Below are 16,303 nucleotides of genomic sequence, written 5' to 3'. Positions count from 1 at the left end.
ATGAGCGCGGTGATGCCTTCGCGACGTGCAGTGCAATGCTCCGCTACAGGGCAACGCTCGCATTGCGGACGACGCGGGGTGCACAGCGTTGCGCCCAGATCCATGATCGCCTGGGTGTAGTCGGCGACGCGTTCGTGCGGCGTGTGCGATTCGGCATATGTCCACAGCAGGCGCTGGTTCGCGGTCGTGCCGGGCCATCCGCGCACGCCGTGCCAGCGTGCGAGCACACGCCGTACGTTGCCGTCGAGAATCGCGTGTCGATCGCCGAACGATTGCGCGAGGATTGCTGCCGCGGTCGAGCGGCCGATGCCGGGAAGTTCGCGGAGCGCGTCGACATCGCGCGGCAGGTCGCCGCCGTGCTGGTCGACGCTGACGTTCGCGGTGCGGTGGAGGTTGCGCGCGCGGCTGTAGTAGCCGAGGCCGGACCACAGCGCGAGTACGCGATCCTCCGATGCGGCGGCGAGGTCGGGCAGGGTGGGCAACTCGGCGACGAACCGATTGAAGTAGTCGATCACCACGCGCACCTGCGTCTGCTGCAGCATCACTTCGCTCAGCCACACGCGATAAGCGGTGCGCGATTGTTGCCACGGAAGGTCCTTGCGGCCGTGCGTGTCGTACCAGGCGAGCAGGGCGCTGGCGAATTCGTCGCTGGCGTGGGAAGCGGTGGATGTGTCGGTCATTCGTGTGAGGCTGGTGGAGGAACGTCGTCCTTCACTTCAAGATGGACACCTTCGAGTCGCGTGGTTCCAATCTGCAGCACCTTTGCGTCGGCGCTGCCGTTGAGCGGCGGAACGAGTGCGCTTGAATCGGGATGCGCGCGCACGCCGTCGATCCATGCAGCGAGATCACCGGAATTGGTGAATGCGATATCGAGACCTTCGGCAACGGTCATGCCACCTGATGTTGCGTTGCCGTCGATCAGATGCAGGTTGAATCGGATGTCGGGGGTGCTGGCGTTCGATGCGGGCCGCGTGGCGAGCCATTGTTTGAGCGCATCGAGGTCAAGCACCGGGCGAATGACGTCGATCTGTTCAATGTCGTAGCGATCGGCCCACAAGATGCGCCATGGCACACGCACTTCGATGGCGTCGGCTTTGATGAATGCGCTGGCGTTCGGCGCGTTCAGAGACGGCGCCGCGAGTACAAGGTGCAGCGTCGGCCAGAAGTCGTAATGCGCGGTGCCGCCGACGGTGAGATCGGCACCGAGCGCGCTGCGAGCTTCGCCGATGATCAGCGCGGTGAGGCGATCGGTGCGCGTGTAGTGGCGAATCGCGAGCACGACCGCAATCACCACCATTGCGAAGATCGCAAGTGCGATGCGCCAACGTCGACGCGGTTTGCGGGGTTCGGTTGCAGCCATCGCGCTAGTGTAGGCCGGACGCGCTCTTTGCGGCCGGCGCTTTTTCGTGAGGCCCGGGGAACGTGTGATTGTCCGGTGACGCTGTCGAAGAGCGCCGGCCGCAAAGAGCGCGTCCGGCCTACGAGAGCATGGATTTTTCCTTCCCCCGCTTTGCAGGGGAAGGATTCATGCGCGCGCGGCGATGGATTGTCTGAGCGGCGTGCACATCGGATGCGTGGAGATGACGACGAATCTTTGTAGGAGCGGCTTCAGCCGCGATGCTTGACCGCGCGCAGCAGACCATCGCGGCTGAAGCCGCTCCCACGAACATCTCGCGGGGCCGACGATTTTCTCAGCCGGCGGTTCCAATCGTCGCAGGCAGCAGCCCGTCCACAAACGCCGCGGCATCGAACACGCGCAGATCCTGCGCGGTTTCACCGAGGCCGACGTAGCGGATCGGCAGGCCGAATTCGCGGGCGAGGGCGAAGATCACGCCGCCTTTCGCGGTGCCGTCGAGCTTTGTGACGACGAGGCCGGTGACGCCGATCGCCTGGCTGAACTGGCGCACCTGGTTGATTGCGTTCTGGCCGGTGGTGCCGTCGATCACCAACAGCGCTTCGTGCGGTGCATCCGGGTCGAGCTTCGCCAGCACTCGGCGGATTTTCGACAACTCGTCCATAAGGCCGGTTTGTGTGTGCAGGCGACCAGCGGTGTCCGCGATCATCACGTCGGCGCCGCGCGAGCGGGCCGTTTGCAGCGCATCGAAGATCACGCTGGCCGAGTCGGCGCCCGAGCCTTGCGAGATCACCGGCACGCTGTTGCGCGTGCCCCAGCTCTGCAGCTGTTCGACCGCGGCAGCGCGGAAGGTGTCGCCGGCGGCGAGCACGACGTTGCGGCCTTCGTTCTTGTAGCGGTATGCGAGCTTGCCGATGGTGGTGGTCTTGCCGACGCCGTTGACGCCGACCATCAGCAGCACGAACGGTTTGCGGCCGGTCACGTCGAGCGGTTTCTCGACGCCACGCAGGCGCTCGACGAGTTCGGAGCGCAACGCGGAGAGCAGCGCACCAACGTCGGCAAATTCCCGTTTCGCTGTGCGTACGCGCAGCCGTTCGACCAGTTCGGTGGCGGTTGCCACGCCGACATCCGCGGTGATCAGGCAGGTTTCGAGTGCGTCGAGGAACGCGTCATCGAGCACCGGATGGCGCACGAACAGCGACGACAATCCTTTGGCGAATCCGCTGCCCGACAGGCGTTCGCGCCACGAGCGCTTGGCCGGTTCGATGACCGCCGGTTCGAGAGCTTCAATCGCCACCGGATGATCGGCGGCGACCTCGGTGGCGGGTTGCGTGTCTTCAACGAGCGCACCGGAATCGGGGGCAGGCTCGGCGACCGGCGCAACCGGCACGGCGTCCGGCGCCGGCTTCTTCTTCCAGAACTTCAGCATTGCGAGCGAATTGGGCGAGAATGCGGGCCCTCCATGCTATCACCGGTGCCCTTCAACCGATGTCCAAGTCCAGAGTCATTGCCTCCGGTTCAGTGCGTATCGTCGGGGGAACCTTGCGCCGATCGCGGCTGGAGGTACCGGACGCGCGAGGCTTGCGGCCCACGCCCGATCGCGTGCGGGAAACGGTGTTCAACTGGCTTGCGCCGGTGATCGAAGGCGCTCGCTGCCTCGATTTGTTCGCCGGCACCGGCGCGCTGGGGCTGGAGGCGATGTCCCGCGGTGCGGCGGCGTGTGTGTTTGTCGAACGCGATCGCAACCTCTGTGCGTTGCTCGAACAGAACGTCACTCGACTCAAAGTCGATCACGCAGAAGTCCGCTGCGACGACGCCGGCAGTTATCTGTCGTCACCTGCGCAGCCGTTCGACGTGGTGTTCCTCGACCCGCCGTTCACCTCGAACCTGTGGACCGATGCCGCGGCGCGGCTCGAAGCAGGCGGCTGGCTGTCGGCGCAGGCGTTCATCCATGTCGAAGGACCACCGGATGCGGCGATCACACTGCCTGAAAACTGGGCGTTGCATCGGGAAGGGCAGGCCGGAACCGTGCGCTACGCGTTGTATCGTCGCGTCGGCGCCGATCCGCTAAGCTAGCCGTCATTTGGGCGGGGCAGCGGTCACAGATGGCGACTACTCAACAGCGCGCGCGCATCGCGGTGTATCCGGGTACATTCGACCCGATCACCAACGGCCACATTGACCTGGCCAGTCGTGCTTCGCCGTTGTTTGATCGGTTGATCGTTGCGATTGCCGACAGTTCGTCGAAGAGCCCGCTGTTCACGCTGGATGAGCGGATCGAGCTTGCCCGCGATGCGCTCGCCGGATTGCCGAACGTCGAGGTGCTCGGGTTTTCCGCGTTGCTCGCCGTCTTCGTGGAGGAGATCGGAGCGGGCGTGATCCTGCGCGGGCTCCGCGCCGTGTCCGATTTCGAATACGAATTCCAGTTGGCGAGCATGAACCGCCACCTGATTCCCGCGGCGGAGACGTTGTTCCTGACGCCCGCTGAGCAATACAGTTTCATTTCCTCGTCGCTGGTGCGCGAAATCGCGCGACTCGGCGGCGATGTGTCCGGATTCGTTCCACCGGCCGTGCAGCAGGCGCTGCGAACGCGCTATTTGAATTCAACCAAGAGGTAGCAAGCCATGCGCAAGATCTTCAGCATTATCGCCTTCGCCGGCGTCGCGGCCCTCACGCTCACCGCCTGCGACAAGGGGGCCGACAAGCCCAAGGTGGACGTGGTCGAACAGAAGCCGACGGTGCTGCCGATGCCGACCAACGCGGCGGACACCAGTGCGTGGAAGCAGTATCTGGTGAGCGTGGTCTCCGCGAATCTTGAAGGTGTGCGCAGCAATCACCCCTACATGTACTTTGTTCCGGGTGGCGATGACGACAAGTCCAAGGGCGATCGCGAAAACCAGTTGACCAACGTGAAGAACGTGGTCGCGCGCAACGTGCTCCCCGGCAACATGCTTGCGTTCGGCGGCCCCAACTCCAGCATGACCGCGCAATTCGTCACGGATGCGTTCAAGGAGGCGCAGACAGGCGCGTTCAAGGATGTCTTCGTTCTCTTTGTCGGCACTCCTGCCGATGCCGAGGCGGTGAAAACCGCACTGGCGCCGTCTGCTGCGACGGTTCGGTTCGTCGAGGCGAAGTAGGATAGGAATTGGCGGTTCGGGATTCGCAGCCGCGCGCGTCTGACGAATCCCCACCCCGCGCATACCTGCCGCCACGATGTCGCTCAAAATCACCGATCAATGCGTCAATTGCGACGTGTGCGAACCGGTTTGCCCGAACAAGGCGATCAGCCTCGGCGTCGAGTACTACGAAATCGCGCCCGATCTGTGCACCGAGTGCGTCGGACACTACGACGAGCCGCAATGCGTGATCGTCTGCCCGGTGGAATGCATCTTCACCGATCCGGTGAATGTCGAATCCCGCGAGCAGTTGCTGGCGAAAAAAGCGAGCCTGACTCGCGAGGACGTGCCATGAAGCGAATCGTGCTGGTCGCATCCGTGCTCGTCGCGTGGGCCCAGTGTGCTGTTGCCGCGGAAACGCCGGGACACGCCGCGATCTCGAGCGCCCATGTGCTGGCGACGCAGGCGGGGTTCGACGCGCTCGCCGCGGGTGGCAACGCGTTCGACGCGGCAGTGGCGGTTGCGGCGATGCTGTCGGTGGTCGAGCCGCAGAGTTCGGGCATTGGTGGCGGCGGATTCTTCCTCGTGCGACGCGCGTCGGACGGCAAGGAAGTGATGATCGACGCGCGCGAGACGGCGCCTGCCGCAGTCGATCCAAAGGATTATCTCGACGCGAGCGGCCAGCCGGATCGCGATCACGCTCTGAATGGTCCGTTGTCGGCGGCGATTCCCGGCGAGCCCGCTGCACTGGTATGGATCGCGACGAAGTACGGACGGATTCCACTCGCCAAATCGCTGGCGCCTGCGATCCGCGTTGCACGCGAAGGGTTCAAGCCCGACGGCCGTTTCCTGCGCGGACTGCCGCGCGCGGCCGAGATCATGAAACGCTATCCGGCGTCCGTTGCGTTGTACCTGCCGGACGGAAAGCCGCCACAGGAAGGCTGGACCTTCCGCACGCCTGATCTCGCGCGGCTGCTCGAATCGATTGCCGCGGAAAAGGACGCGGCGTTCTACAAGGGCGCATTCGCCAAACGACTGGTCGATGGCGTACGTGCCGCCGGCGGACGCTGGACGCTTGAGGATCTTGCAAGCTACACCGTGAAGGAGCGTGCCCCGATCGCGTTCGAATACGGCGACTGGCATATCGTGACGGCGCCGCCGCCTTCGTCGGGCGGCATTGCGCTCGCCGAAATGCTCAACATGCTGTCGGGCTACGATCTTCCCAAACTCGATCGCGTGCATCGCATTCACACCATCGTCGAAACGATGCGTCGCGCGTATCGCGACCGCGCCGAATACCTGGGTGATCCGGACTTCGTGAAGATGCCGGTTGCCGAACTCACCAGTCCGCTGTACGCAGCGGGCTTGCGCGCGTCGATCCACCCGGACAAGGCGACGCCGAGCGACATGCTGCCAGGTTACATGCCGCCGCCGGAGAGCATGCACACCTCGCACTTCTCGATCATCGACAAGGACGGCAACCTGGTCTCCGCGACGCAGACGGTCAACACCACGTTTGGCTCGAAGTTCGTCGTTCCAGGCACCGGCTTCGTGCTCAACAACGAGATGGACGATTTCGCACTGGTCGCCGGTAAGCCGAACGCGTATGGCCTGCTCGGCAACGACAACAACGCGCCGAAGCCCGGCAGCCGACCGCTGTCGTCGATGACGCCGAGCTTTGTGGTCGGCAAGGACCGCATCGGCGTGCTCGGAACACCGGGTGGCAGCTACATCATCACGATCGTGCTCGAAGGCATCCTGTCGTTCGTCGACGGAGATTTGCCGGAAGCGATCGTTGCGCACCCGCGCTACCACCATCAGTACCTGCCCGACCAGATTTCCGCCGAAAAGGGCGCGTTCAGTGCGGACGAGCAGACGGCGCTCGAAGCGATGGGCTACACGCTCAACGTCGCAGCGAGCACGTGGCCGTTCGGTTTCATGAATGTCGTGAGCTGGAATCGCAAGACGGGCGAGATGCATGCCGCGGCGGACCCACGCGGGATCTCCGGCAGTGGCGTGGTGAAATGATTCGGACGCCCGAATTCCGAACACTCGAGTCCACGGCTCATTGACGTCATGGCCGCGAAAGCGGGCATCCATTCAAAACAGCATGAGGCATTCCCGCGTTTGCGGATTGACGTCTTGTGTGGAGGTTCTCGAAACCATGAAATTCTGGTCCATCCTCGGCAACTCGCAACGTCTCGACGGCGGCGCCATGTTCGGCAACGTGCCGCGCGGCATGTGGGCGCGCTGGATCATGCCCGATGACGCGGGACGTATTCCTCTCGCGTGCCGCTGCCTGCTCGTTGAAGGACTCAACGGCAGGAACGTGTTGTTCGAGACAGGTATCGGCGCGTTCTTCGCACCAAAGATGCGCGAGCGTTTCGGCGTGATGGAACCGCAGCATGTGTTGCTCGATTCGCTGCGCTCGGCCGGGTTCTCGCACGAGGACATCGATGCGGTGGTGCTGTCGCATCTTCATTTCGATCATGCCGGCGGTTTGCTGTCTGCGTGGGAAGAAGGCAAGCCGCCGAACCTGTTGTTTCCGAACGCGACGTATCTGGTTGGCGAGGAATGCTGGCAGCGCGCGCTGAATCCGCATCCGCGTGATCGCGCATCGTTCATTGCGGAACTGCATCCGTTGCTGGAAGCCTCCGGTCGGCTCGAACGCGTGCAGGGTTCGCGATCGCCGACACTCGGCATGCAGGTGCGGTTTTCGTATTCAAGCGGCCACACACCAGGGCTGATGCTGGCGGAGATCTCCGGCAGCGGTGCAGATGGCGCCGGCGGCATCGCATTCTGTGCGGACCTGATCCCGGGTCGACCCTGGGTCCATCTTCCGGTCACCATGGGCTACGACCGGTTTCCGGAACTGCTGATCGACGAAAAACGCGCGTTCCTCGACGACATGCTCGCCAAGCAGATGCGGCTGTTCTTCACGCACGACGTCGAATGTGCGAGTGCGGATGTGGTGCGAGATGACAGCGGGCGCTATTCGACCACCAACGAAGTCGCAGAGCTGAAGGGCGTGGCAGCCTGATGGCGCGCAAGCGTGGGAACAAAGCGCCTTCGTATTCGCCGATTCTGGGGCTGCTGGTGATCGCCACGCTCGCGGGCGGCGGCTGGTACGTGTGGCACCACCGCTCGGCGACGACCGTTGTGCACGAGCAACCAACCGCGACGCCGGTTGATATGGCGGAGCCGCGAATCGATCCGTCGAACGAAGGCAAGCGTGTGCGTATTACGGGGGAGGTCCGCATGGACAAGCCGGCCAGGGACCCGCGCCTGGGCATTCTTTCGGATTCAGCGGTGCTGTGGCGAAAGGTCGAGATGCTGCAATGGATCGAGCATTGCGTCGCGGGCAAGTGCGGTTACGCGCTGGACTGGTCGGAGAGAGCTGTCCATTCGTCGGCGTTCCATGAGAAGGCAGGGCACGATAATCCAGGCGCATTTCCGTTATCGAGCGAAACCTTTCTCGGCGAGAACGTGCGCCTCGGTGCATTTCGAGTCGACAACGCGCGAGTGCCGGACGAGAGCGGCGCTACGCCTTACCCGATTCGCCTGGAACAACTGCCGGAAAATCTCGCCGCGACGTTTCGCGTCAAGGACGGCGTGCTGGTCGCCGCGACCAATGCCGGGCAACCCGAAGCGGGTGACCTGCGCGTGACGTATCGTGTGCTGCCCGCTGGCCTGAAACAAACATGGTCGGGCGTCCAGCGTGGTGATCGGTTGCAGTGAGGCGCGCCATGCGTTTGCCCGTCTAATCGTTCCGTGTTTGCCCAGGAGCGGACGACGCGGGTGGTGTGCGGGCGAGTCCGTGGGATACTCGCTGCCGCGTGATGGTGGCTGTATCGCGACTTCGTGTGCGCCGTCGATTTCGCCACGGCACCGACCTGCAATCCCATTCCAGGAATCCCATGCATATCACCGGAATCTACGTGGCGCTTGCCACGCTGCTCGTGCTCGTTCTTGCCGGTCGCGTCTCGACCGGGCGACGGACCCACAAGCTGAGCCTGGGCGACGGGGGTCACGCCGACATGGTTGCGCGCATTCGTGCGCATGCCAATGCACTCGAAAACCTGCCCCTCGCGCTGTTGCTGTTGTTGATGCTCGAACTCAACCAGACGCATCCGCTCTGGCTGCACGTCTTCGGATGCCTGTTGATCGTCGCGCGGATCGCGCATGCGATCGGTATGTCGGGAGCGCGCAGTATGGGCGTGGGTCGCCTGATTGGCACCGTCGCGACGTGGTTGCTGATGGGGGTGATGGCGCTGCTGCTGTTGTGGCAGTGGTTTGCGTGGACCGCGACGTCGCTTTGACACTCGCCTTGTGCGGCCGGCGCTTGCATGGCGACGCACACAAACCTGCCGGCCGACCTGCGGTTGTCCAGCCTACGCGCCGATTCGCGCTACGTGTTGAGGTTGAATCAACGTAGGCCGGACGCGTTTTGTGCGGCCGGCGCTTTTGCGTCGTCGTGCACGAAAATCTGCCGGCCGATCTGCGGTCGTCCAACCGATGCGCCTTCTGCGACGCGGATTCAGCGAAGCGCGTTCAGCGTGTAAACAGCGTCTCGCCGTGATCGAGCAGATAGAGACCTGCGAACAATTTCGGGTCGATCGAAAAGCCGTCGCGCATTTTCGAAACCAGCCACGCCGGTGCGGCCTCGCGGGGAATTTCGTGCACGACGATCTGCTCGGTGTCATCCCCGCCACCCGCGTGCTCGCGGGTGAGATCGTAGGCGCGGACGAATCCGAGAATCTCGTTGCTCATGCCGGACGAGGTCGGGCCTTCCATCAGGAAAACGATGCGCTGCGCGCGGTAGCCGGTTTCCTCGACAAGCTCGCGATGCGCCGCATCGATGGCGCTTTCGTCAGTGCTGGTTTCAACGTCGCCCACCAGCCCTGCGGGCATTTCGATCGTCTTGCAGTCGATCGCCGCGCGGTATTGCTCGACGAACAGGACGCAATCGTCCGGCGTCACCGCAATGATGACAACGGCACCGCCCGGGTTTGTCCGTTCGGCGTATTCCCACTGCCCGCGGCGCTTGAGGCGTAGCCAGTCTCCGTTGCAAAGCGTTTCGGTTTCGGTCATGTTAGGCGGCTGTCCTGAACTTTTTCGCGCTTGTGGCGGTCTGCCAACGACCGCCAAGCTTGCGAGGTAACCCTGATGAAGATCAAGCAAATTCTGTACGCCGTTGCGTTTTGCGTCGCCAGTTCCGCCGCGTTGGCGCAGGTCGCCGCAGACGTGGGTCGCCCGCAGATCGATCCTTCTTCGCTCAGCGAGCGCCAGATTGGCCAGACCGAGGCGCCGCAGGCGCTTTACCGTCTCGCCGCGTTCTACAAGCAGAAGGGCGACCTCGAGCGACTGGTGTGGACGCTGCAGCGGCTCAACGTGCTCGCACCGAACAATGGCGACCTCAAGCTCGCGCTCGCGACGACCTATGCGCTCCGCGGTGACAAGAGCAAGGCGTACGAGACATTGCTGTTTCTGCAGAAGGCAGGCTTTGGCTATGACCTGACGACCAATCCGAATTTTTCAAACGTTTCCGGCACCAAGGTGTGGACCTACATCGTCGACAGCCTGAAGACAAACATGAAAAAGTTTGGCGAAGGAAGCGTGGCGTTTTCGTTTCCGAACGGCGACACGCTGATCGAGTCGCTCGCCTACGACCCCACGCGCAAGCAGTTTCTTGCAGGCAGCGTTCGGGACGGAAAGATCTCGCTGGTCGATCCGACCGGAACATTGCACGATTTCATCGTTCCCGATTCCACCAACGGACTCTGGAGCGTCTATGCGATGGCGGCCGATCCGGACGACGATGCGCTGTACGTCGCGAGCACGTCGTCGGTGTACTTCAAGGGGTTTTCCCAGACCGATTTCGGAAAGGCAGGCGTCTTCAAGTTCAAGCTGTCGACCGGCAAGCTGGTTGCGAAATACCTGCTACCCGCGGGCGGACCGCCGCGCACGCTTTCGAGCATCGCGGTCGGCAAGGGTGGCCAGGTCTACGCCGCCGATGGCGTCCACAACATCGTCTATCACCTGGATGGAACGACGCTCAAGCCGATGGTTGAAAATCCGCGCTTCACCAGCCTGCGCGGGTTGGCGGTCAGTGGCGACGGCAAGACGCTCTACCTCGCAGACTATGCCCTTGGCGTGCTCGGCGTCGATCTCAGCGGGGGAACCGGTTTCGAGTTGGATTTCGAGCCGTCGGTGCTCGCTCTTGGCGGCATCGATGGACTCTACTGGTACGACGGTACGCTCGTTGTCATCCAGAATGGCATGACGCCGCACCGGGTGATGCGCCTGAAATTGAGCAACGACGGGCACGGCATTGTCAGTGCGATGCCGATCGATGTGGCAAATCCGGCGTTCGCGTTGCCGACGTACGGCACGGTGAGCGGCGACAAGCTCTACTTCGTCGCCAATAGCCAGAAAAATGCCTACGATACGTACGGCACGCCGAAGGCCGGAACGAAGCTGGAACCGGTGCACGTGTTCCGCAGCAACCTGCGTTTCTCGTGGGATCAGACCGGAATCGACACGCGTCGTGCAGCGCCGAAATCCAGGCCTTCCGCGCCGGCGTTTCCAGGTCCGCTCGCGACACCGGGCCGGTTTTCCAACGTTGAAGGTGGGGCTGTGGTCGCGCCGTCGAACTGACCCGTTCGCATTCATCCAGCGGACGGCCGCGTCTACAACCACCCAGCGCGCTTCAGCACCCAGAACAACACCGCGCAGATGCTCGCGGTGACGGTGATCATCACAGGATAGGCCCACGGCTTGTCGAGCTCGGGCATGTGGTGGAAGTTCATTCCGTACCAGCTGGCCAGCAGCGTCGGCGCGGCGAGCAGCGCCGCCCAGCCCGCGAGACGCTTGACGATCTCGCCCTGCGCCACGGTCACCAGCGCAAGGTTCACACTGAGCGCTGCAGTCAGCATCTCGCGCATCGTGTCGGTCGATTCGTTGACGCGCGCTGCGTGGTCATAGACGTCGCGGAAATACGGCCGCACCTCGTCGCGAATCAGCGTTGGATACTGGCGCACGAGTTGGTTGAGAATGTCCTGGATCGGCGCGATTGCAAGGCGCAGGTTCACCAGTTCCTTTTTGAGTTGGTACAAGCGCTTGATGGTCTCGCGCTTGAACGTCTCCTGGAATACTTCCTCTTCCAGTTCCTGCAGTTCCTCCTGGAACTCGCGCACGATCGGGAAGAAGTTGTCGACGATGAAATCGAGTACCGCGTAGAGCGAGTAGCTCGGACCCAGCGCGAGCATGTCGGTGGCCTGCTCGCAGCCGCGCCGCGCCGAGGCGTAACTCAGCGATGCACCGTGACGCACGGTGACGATGTAGCGGCGGCCGACGAAGATGTGCGTCTCGCCAAACGCAATTTTGCTGGCGACCACCTGCGCGGTGTGCGCGACGATGAACAGCGATTCTCCGTAGACCTCGATCTTCGCGCGCTGGTGCGCGTTGTGCGCGTCCTCGACGGCGAGTTCGTGCAGTCCGAATTCCTCCTGCAGTTTTTCGAGCATCTGCTCGCTCGGTTCATGCAGGCCGACCCAGACCCATTCGTCCGGTGTTTCCAGTACGTCGCTGATTTCCTCGATCGTGATGTCGCGCAGACGCCGCCCATCGACACCATAGGCGACGCAATTGACGACCATCGGGTCGGTGCAGGTGGGATCGGTCGGCAGGACGTTCGGAGCGCTGTTCATCGACGCATCATGCCGCGACCGACATGACGGCGGCAATCGCGATCGGCATCATCCGCCACAGCCGAGATAGGCATCCGCCTTCGCGCGCCATTGCAGATTGATCGCCGCGAGCCCGTTCCGCGCAGCTTCTATCTGCGCTTCATTCAGTGCACCCTGCCAGCTGAACACATCTTTCGCGTACTGGGCAAGAAAGTAAAGCTGCGGCTGTCCCGATTCGAAACAACCCGCCTGAGCAAGCTGAAATCGATACAGCGCCCATGCTAACGCTTCGACGGGATTGTTCTCCGCACGCAGGTTGCCGATTTGCTTGTCGAGCAGCTGCCATTTGCCGAGGCCCGCTGCGCGTGTGATCCAGTCGTCTGTCCATACCGGACGATCGGAAGGGGGCCGGGTTGGATCCGCCTGATCGAGGGCGAGAAACACGATCGCTTCAGCATCTCCCGCACGGGCCAGTTCCTCGAGAATAGCTCGACCCTCCGCGCGTTCGCCAATGTCGTGCGAGCGTAGCAGGCGCGCACCGAGCGCGCGTTGCGCCCGCGTGTCGTGGAGTTCATCGGTGAGATGGCGCAGGTCGGCAATCGCTTCGGTATCGTCCGGGTTGTCGAGCGAGGCGTCGATCTGGATTTGCGGATCGTCCGCGCTGAAAAACCGGTCGATGGCCATCATCGCGAAGTCGATCGTTCCGCCAATGCCTTCGCAATCGGCGACGCGGTCGCTCAGGCGCTGTTGCACATCGCTGTCGAGCGCGCGGATGAACTGGCTCCATTGCGCGGGCATGCCAAGGACGAGACGGTCAACATACGACGTGTGGTGCGTCGCGTCCGCAGCGGCCCGTGTACCCAACGACTGGCAGTCGCTGGCCAACAGCAGCGCCGCCGTCGCTGCGCGCTGGTCGCCATCGCGCGCCAAGGCGGTCAACGCCTGCCATGCTTCACCGGGCGGGAGACGCACCAATTGCGCGACCTCGTTGCCCCACATACGTGCGTCCTTGGCCTCGATCACGTGGCCCGCAAGTTCGGCCCAGTCCTGCGCGCTACGCTGTGGATCTGCAGTGATCGCTTCGCGCGCCGCCACCTGTGGGACCGGGTCGTGAGACAGCGAAGACGCTGATATCGCGGGAGCCGCCACCGGCGTTGTCTGCTCTGCATGTCGCGGTATCGCGCGTGACGCGTGATGTCGATGCAGCGCGATGCCGCCCGCGATCGCAATCGCGACCAGGAGCGCGACCAGAGGGATCCAGCCGCTTCGCGTCATCGCGCTCGAATCGGAACGCGCGGACGCGCCTGAAGCCCCATCGCTAGCGCGACATGGATTGGCAGGAACAGCACGATCCACTGCACGTTGGACTGCACGAACCATGGCAGGATTTTCGAGAACAGGGCGATGCCGGCAATCACTGCGACGGACCACGCGATCCAGCTTGTCGCATTGCGCGCACGTGCGTTTGCCCGAAACGCGCCGATCCACGCCGGAATCAGCAGCAGGCAGAGCGGGCTGAGCAGCAGCAGGTTTTCGTTGCGCCATGCCGCCTTGTGGTCGGTCGCCAGCCACAGGAACAGCAGGACGCATCCGCCGAGTCCGCAAAACAGTTCGAACAGCGTGGCGAACACGGCCAGCGGAATGCGTGCGGCCACTCGCTGTGACCGGCCGAGCAGCACGATCGCGACGCCGACCGCGAGACCAAGCGCGAGAAATTCCCAGCGCAGGTCGGGCGGCAGCGCGGGCGGTTCCTCCACCTGTCCGACGGCGATGGTGACGGTCGGGCGAACGAGCGGCATGTCCTTGCCATCCGCGTCTTTCATCGTGATCAGCGGCAACAGCGTGCTCAGCGTTTCCGGCACGAAGCTTTCCTGCCAGTAATCGATGCGCTGGTCGGCGTAGGGTCCGAGGCCGAGGTCGATGCCGAGCATCAGCAGCGGCGCCGGCGCCATCAGGCGCAATGCGTCGAGGCGATACGTGTAGCCACGCGAGCGTCCTTCGCTCTGTGCGTGCAGGGCGCCACCGAGCGCCTTGTCCAGCGCATCGCGCACCCGCGTCGAGCAGTTCGCTTCGAAGTAGTCGTAGCGGTACTGCGCATTTTCCGGGCGCGCATTCCACTCGAGGAATTCAACCAGCGCGCGCGCTTGCATCGGCAACAGGTTCAGGCGCTGCTCGGTGATCTGCCGACCCTCGTCGCGATACATCTGCACATCGTCGTCGAAGTCATCAACCGCCATGAGATAGCGCATGCGGCCGCGCGCGAAGTTGAGCAGGAAATCCTGCTGGCTCAAATCGAAGATGCCGTAGTTGTAGAGCAGCGCATCGCCTCCCGCCGGATCGCGCACCACGATCGCGTTGTGCCCGAAGCGCTCGAAGAAGATGTCGCCGGGCCCGATGGTCAGAAGGCTGATTTCCGGCTGGGAATCCGGGTTGGTGAGCGGCGAGGGATCGGGCAACTGTGCCGACACCGTGGTGATGCTCGCGATGCATCCGAAGAGGCTCGTCGCGAGCCTTTGCAGCAGGCGGCCGACACGGGGAAAGCGCGGCCTCTCCGATTCCCGGCACTCAGGCGTCATGCACCCGCACCGCAAACTGCAGCACGCGGCGGTCATCGGCGCGGGTCACCTGGAAATGGAATCCGCCGAACGCGGCTTCGTTACCGACTTGCGGCAGGTAACCCATCTCGCTGGTGACCATGCCGCCGACCGTGTCGAACTCCTCGTCGCTGAACGAACTGTCGAACCGCTCGTTGAATTCGGCAATCGGAGTGAGGGCGTTGACCAGGAAATCGCCGTTGGCGCTGCCCTGGATCATCGTCTGCTCGTCGTCGTCGTCGTCGTGCTCGTCGTCGATGTCGCCGACGATCTGTTCCAGCACGTCCTCGATGGTGACGAGTCCGGCGACTCCACCGTATTCGTCGACCACGATCGCCATGTGGTTGCGCGAGAGACGGAACTCCTTCAGCAGGATGTTGAGCCGCTTCGATTCCGGAATCATCGTCACCGGCCGGAGCAGGCTGCGGATGTCGGCGCTGGTGTCCTCGGTGTAGCAGCGCAGCAGGTCCTTGGCCAACAGGATGCCGAGGATCTCGTCCTTGTCGCCGGCGTGCACCGGGAAGCGCGAGTGGCCTGACTCGAGGACGTCCTTGAGAATCTGCGGCAATGCTGCATCGATCGGCAGCGACACCATCTGCGCGCGCGGCACCATCACGTCGGAAACGGTGAGGTCGGCGACCTGGATCGCCCCCTCGACCATCGACAGCGTGTCGTTGGACATCAGGCCGTTGGCTTGCGCGTGACGGAGCTCTTCGATCAGCTCTTCGCGACTCTGCGGTTCACCGGAAAGCGCCTGGCTGATGCGCTCGAACCAAGATCGCGACGGAGCGTTACTGGGGGGATCCTCGCTCATTTCCACTGTGCGCATGCCCGGTCGGGCGGTGCGGCAGTGTAGCAAAGGTGCTTTGCGGGTGAATTGCGGTGGAGGAGACGCGGCGAACGGGAGCGGGCGGACCGGTTCGAGAACCAGTCGAAAGCCTGAAACACGACGCGCACCGAGACGAGATCGACCGGTGGATGAAATCGGGATTGCCGTCGCGTTCGGCGACCGTTGTTCTGGAGGCGTCGCTGAAACCAGAAAGCTGAAACTCCTCTGCAACCCCTCTCGGATTGCTCTGACAGGCGCATCACAGCGGGCTTCCCGTCGCTCGGCAGGCGACGGTCAGTCGTCGATGGAGTAGGGGTCGTCGATGCCGAGCGTGGCGAGGATCGACTGTTCCAGCGTTTCCATCGTCTTCGAATCGCGGTCGGATTCGTGGTCGTAGCCGAGCAGGTGCAGCACGCCGTGGACTGTCAGGTGGGCAAAATGATCGCGTGGATCCTTGCGTGCCTTGCGGGCTTCGCTCTGCACCACCGGCGCACAGATGACGATGTCGCCGAGCAGACCCGCATGCTCGCCCGGCGCGGGTTCGTACGGGAAGCTGAGCACGTTGGTCGCGTAGTCGCGGTTGCGAAAATCGCGGTTGTAGCGACGGCCGGCGGTCGTCCCGACGATGAGGATATTGAGCTCGGTCCAGCGTCCGCGATTGCGCAACTCGGGAATCGCATCGATCCAGCGTTGAAACGATTTCAGCATCGGCACCCCGGCGC

At 63.4% G+C, this 16,303-nt stretch carries 18 protein-coding genes; 9 read left to right on the top strand and 9 right to left on the bottom strand.

Annotated features, from left to right (window positions below):
- The 3 genes from mutY to ftsY form a co-directional block, all read right to left on the bottom strand.
- A partial coding sequence (gene mutY / locus ABIV12_RS15685) for an A/G-specific adenine glycosylase (protein ID WP_348061016.1) occupies window positions 1-680 on the bottom strand: 680 nt, incomplete at its 3' end.
- Entirely contained in the window at window positions 677-1,360 is a 684-nt protein-coding gene (locus ABIV12_RS15680; protein ID WP_348061014.1) for an AsmA family protein, read from the bottom strand. The genes mutY and ABIV12_RS15680, both read right to left, overlap by 4 nt.
- Window positions 1,361-1,691: 331 nt before the next feature.
- Window positions 1,692-2,783, bottom strand: a complete 1,092-nt coding sequence (ftsY, locus tag ABIV12_RS15675; RefSeq protein ID WP_348061012.1) for a signal recognition particle-docking protein FtsY — start codon at window positions 2,781-2,783, stop codon at window positions 1,692-1,694.
- 59 nt (window positions 2,784-2,842) lie between these two features.
- Here ftsY and rsmD point away from each other — a divergent pair, with 59 nt between their 5' ends.
- The 8 genes from rsmD (at window position 2,843) to ABIV12_RS15635 (ending at window position 8,789) form a co-directional block, all read left to right on the top strand.
- Window positions 2,843-3,430: a 16S rRNA (guanine(966)-N(2))-methyltransferase RsmD gene (gene rsmD, locus ABIV12_RS15670; protein ID WP_348061010.1), complete on the top strand. Its 588-nt coding sequence runs from the start codon at window positions 2,843-2,845 to the stop codon at window positions 3,428-3,430.
- A 29-nt stretch (window positions 3,431-3,459) separates the two neighbouring features.
- Entirely contained in the window at window positions 3,460-3,972 is a 513-nt protein-coding gene (coaD, locus tag ABIV12_RS15665; protein WP_348061008.1) for a pantetheine-phosphate adenylyltransferase, read from the top strand.
- A 6-nt stretch (window positions 3,973-3,978) separates the two neighbouring features.
- Entirely contained in the window at window positions 3,979-4,491 is a 513-nt protein-coding gene (locus tag ABIV12_RS15660) for a hypothetical protein (RefSeq protein ID WP_348061006.1), read from the top strand.
- A 76-nt stretch (window positions 4,492-4,567) separates the two neighbouring features.
- On the top strand, window positions 4,568-4,825 hold the full coding sequence (locus tag ABIV12_RS15655; protein WP_348061004.1) for a YfhL family 4Fe-4S dicluster ferredoxin: 258 nt from the start codon (window positions 4,568-4,570) through the stop codon (window positions 4,823-4,825).
- Window positions 4,822-6,498 carry a gamma-glutamyltransferase gene (gene ggt, locus ABIV12_RS15650; protein ID WP_348061002.1) on the top strand — a complete coding sequence of 559 codons (1,677 nt, stop codon included), beginning with the start codon at window positions 4,822-4,824 and terminating at the stop codon, window positions 6,496-6,498. Before ABIV12_RS15655 ends, ggt begins: the two co-directional genes overlap by 4 nt.
- 136 nt (window positions 6,499-6,634) lie before the next feature.
- Complete coding sequence (locus ABIV12_RS15645) at window positions 6,635-7,510, top strand: MBL fold metallo-hydrolase (RefSeq protein WP_348061000.1); 876 nt, start codon at window positions 6,635-6,637, stop codon at window positions 7,508-7,510.
- Window positions 7,510-8,208, top strand: coding sequence for a TMEM43 family protein (locus ABIV12_RS15640; protein WP_348060998.1), 699 nt, complete (start codon window positions 7,510-7,512; stop codon window positions 8,206-8,208). The genes ABIV12_RS15645 and ABIV12_RS15640 overlap by 1 nt, the downstream gene beginning before the upstream one ends.
- Before the next feature lie 179 nt (window positions 8,209-8,387).
- The gene (locus ABIV12_RS15635; protein WP_348060996.1) at window positions 8,388-8,789 is read left to right on the top strand and encodes an MAPEG family protein; all 402 of its coding nucleotides are present in this window, start codon (window positions 8,388-8,390) and stop codon (window positions 8,787-8,789) included.
- Between the two features lie 232 nt (window positions 8,790-9,021).
- Here ABIV12_RS15635 and ABIV12_RS15630 read toward each other — a convergent pair whose 3' ends face one another.
- Window positions 9,022-9,561: an NUDIX hydrolase gene (locus ABIV12_RS15630; protein ID WP_348060994.1), complete on the bottom strand. Its 540-nt coding sequence runs from the start codon at window positions 9,559-9,561 to the stop codon at window positions 9,022-9,024.
- Between the two features lie 75 nt (window positions 9,562-9,636).
- Here ABIV12_RS15630 and ABIV12_RS15625 point away from each other — a divergent pair, with 75 nt between their 5' ends.
- Complete coding sequence (locus ABIV12_RS15625; RefSeq protein WP_348060992.1) at window positions 9,637-11,127, top strand: hypothetical protein; 1,491 nt, start codon at window positions 9,637-9,639, stop codon at window positions 11,125-11,127.
- A 32-nt stretch (window positions 11,128-11,159) separates the two neighbouring features.
- On the opposite strand, the gene corA is transcribed toward ABIV12_RS15625, so the two are convergent.
- From corA to ybeY, 5 genes are all read right to left on the bottom strand, one after another.
- Entirely contained in the window at window positions 11,160-12,179 is a 1,020-nt protein-coding gene (gene corA / locus ABIV12_RS15620; protein ID WP_348060990.1) for a magnesium/cobalt transporter CorA, read from the bottom strand.
- Window positions 12,180-12,227: 48 nt separating this feature from the next.
- Window positions 12,228-13,253: a hypothetical protein gene (locus ABIV12_RS15615; protein ID WP_348060988.1), complete on the bottom strand. Its 1,026-nt coding sequence runs from the start codon at window positions 13,251-13,253 to the stop codon at window positions 12,228-12,230.
- A 176-nt stretch (window positions 13,254-13,429) separates the two neighbouring features.
- Window positions 13,430-14,734, bottom strand: a complete 1,305-nt coding sequence (locus ABIV12_RS15610; protein WP_348060986.1) for a DUF4105 domain-containing protein — start codon at window positions 14,732-14,734, stop codon at window positions 13,430-13,432.
- On the bottom strand, window positions 14,724-15,566 hold the full coding sequence (locus ABIV12_RS15605; protein ID WP_348061025.1) for a transporter associated domain-containing protein: 843 nt from the start codon (window positions 15,564-15,566) through the stop codon (window positions 14,724-14,726). Before ABIV12_RS15605 ends, ABIV12_RS15610 begins: the two co-directional genes overlap by 11 nt.
- Window positions 15,567-15,875: 309 nt before the next feature.
- The gene (gene ybeY / locus ABIV12_RS15600) at window positions 15,876-16,289 is read right to left on the bottom strand and encodes an rRNA maturation RNase YbeY (RefSeq protein WP_348061024.1); all 414 of its coding nucleotides are present in this window, start codon (window positions 16,287-16,289) and stop codon (window positions 15,876-15,878) included.
- Window positions 16,290-16,303: the final 14 nt, after the last annotated feature.

This window comes from Dokdonella sp., from assembly GCF_039926425.1.
GTDB lineage: Bacteria > Pseudomonadota > Gammaproteobacteria > Xanthomonadales > Rhodanobacteraceae > Dokdonella_A.
The sequence above is the reverse complement of the archived record's forward strand: the minus strand, read 5'-3'. Positions and strand labels throughout refer to the sequence as shown.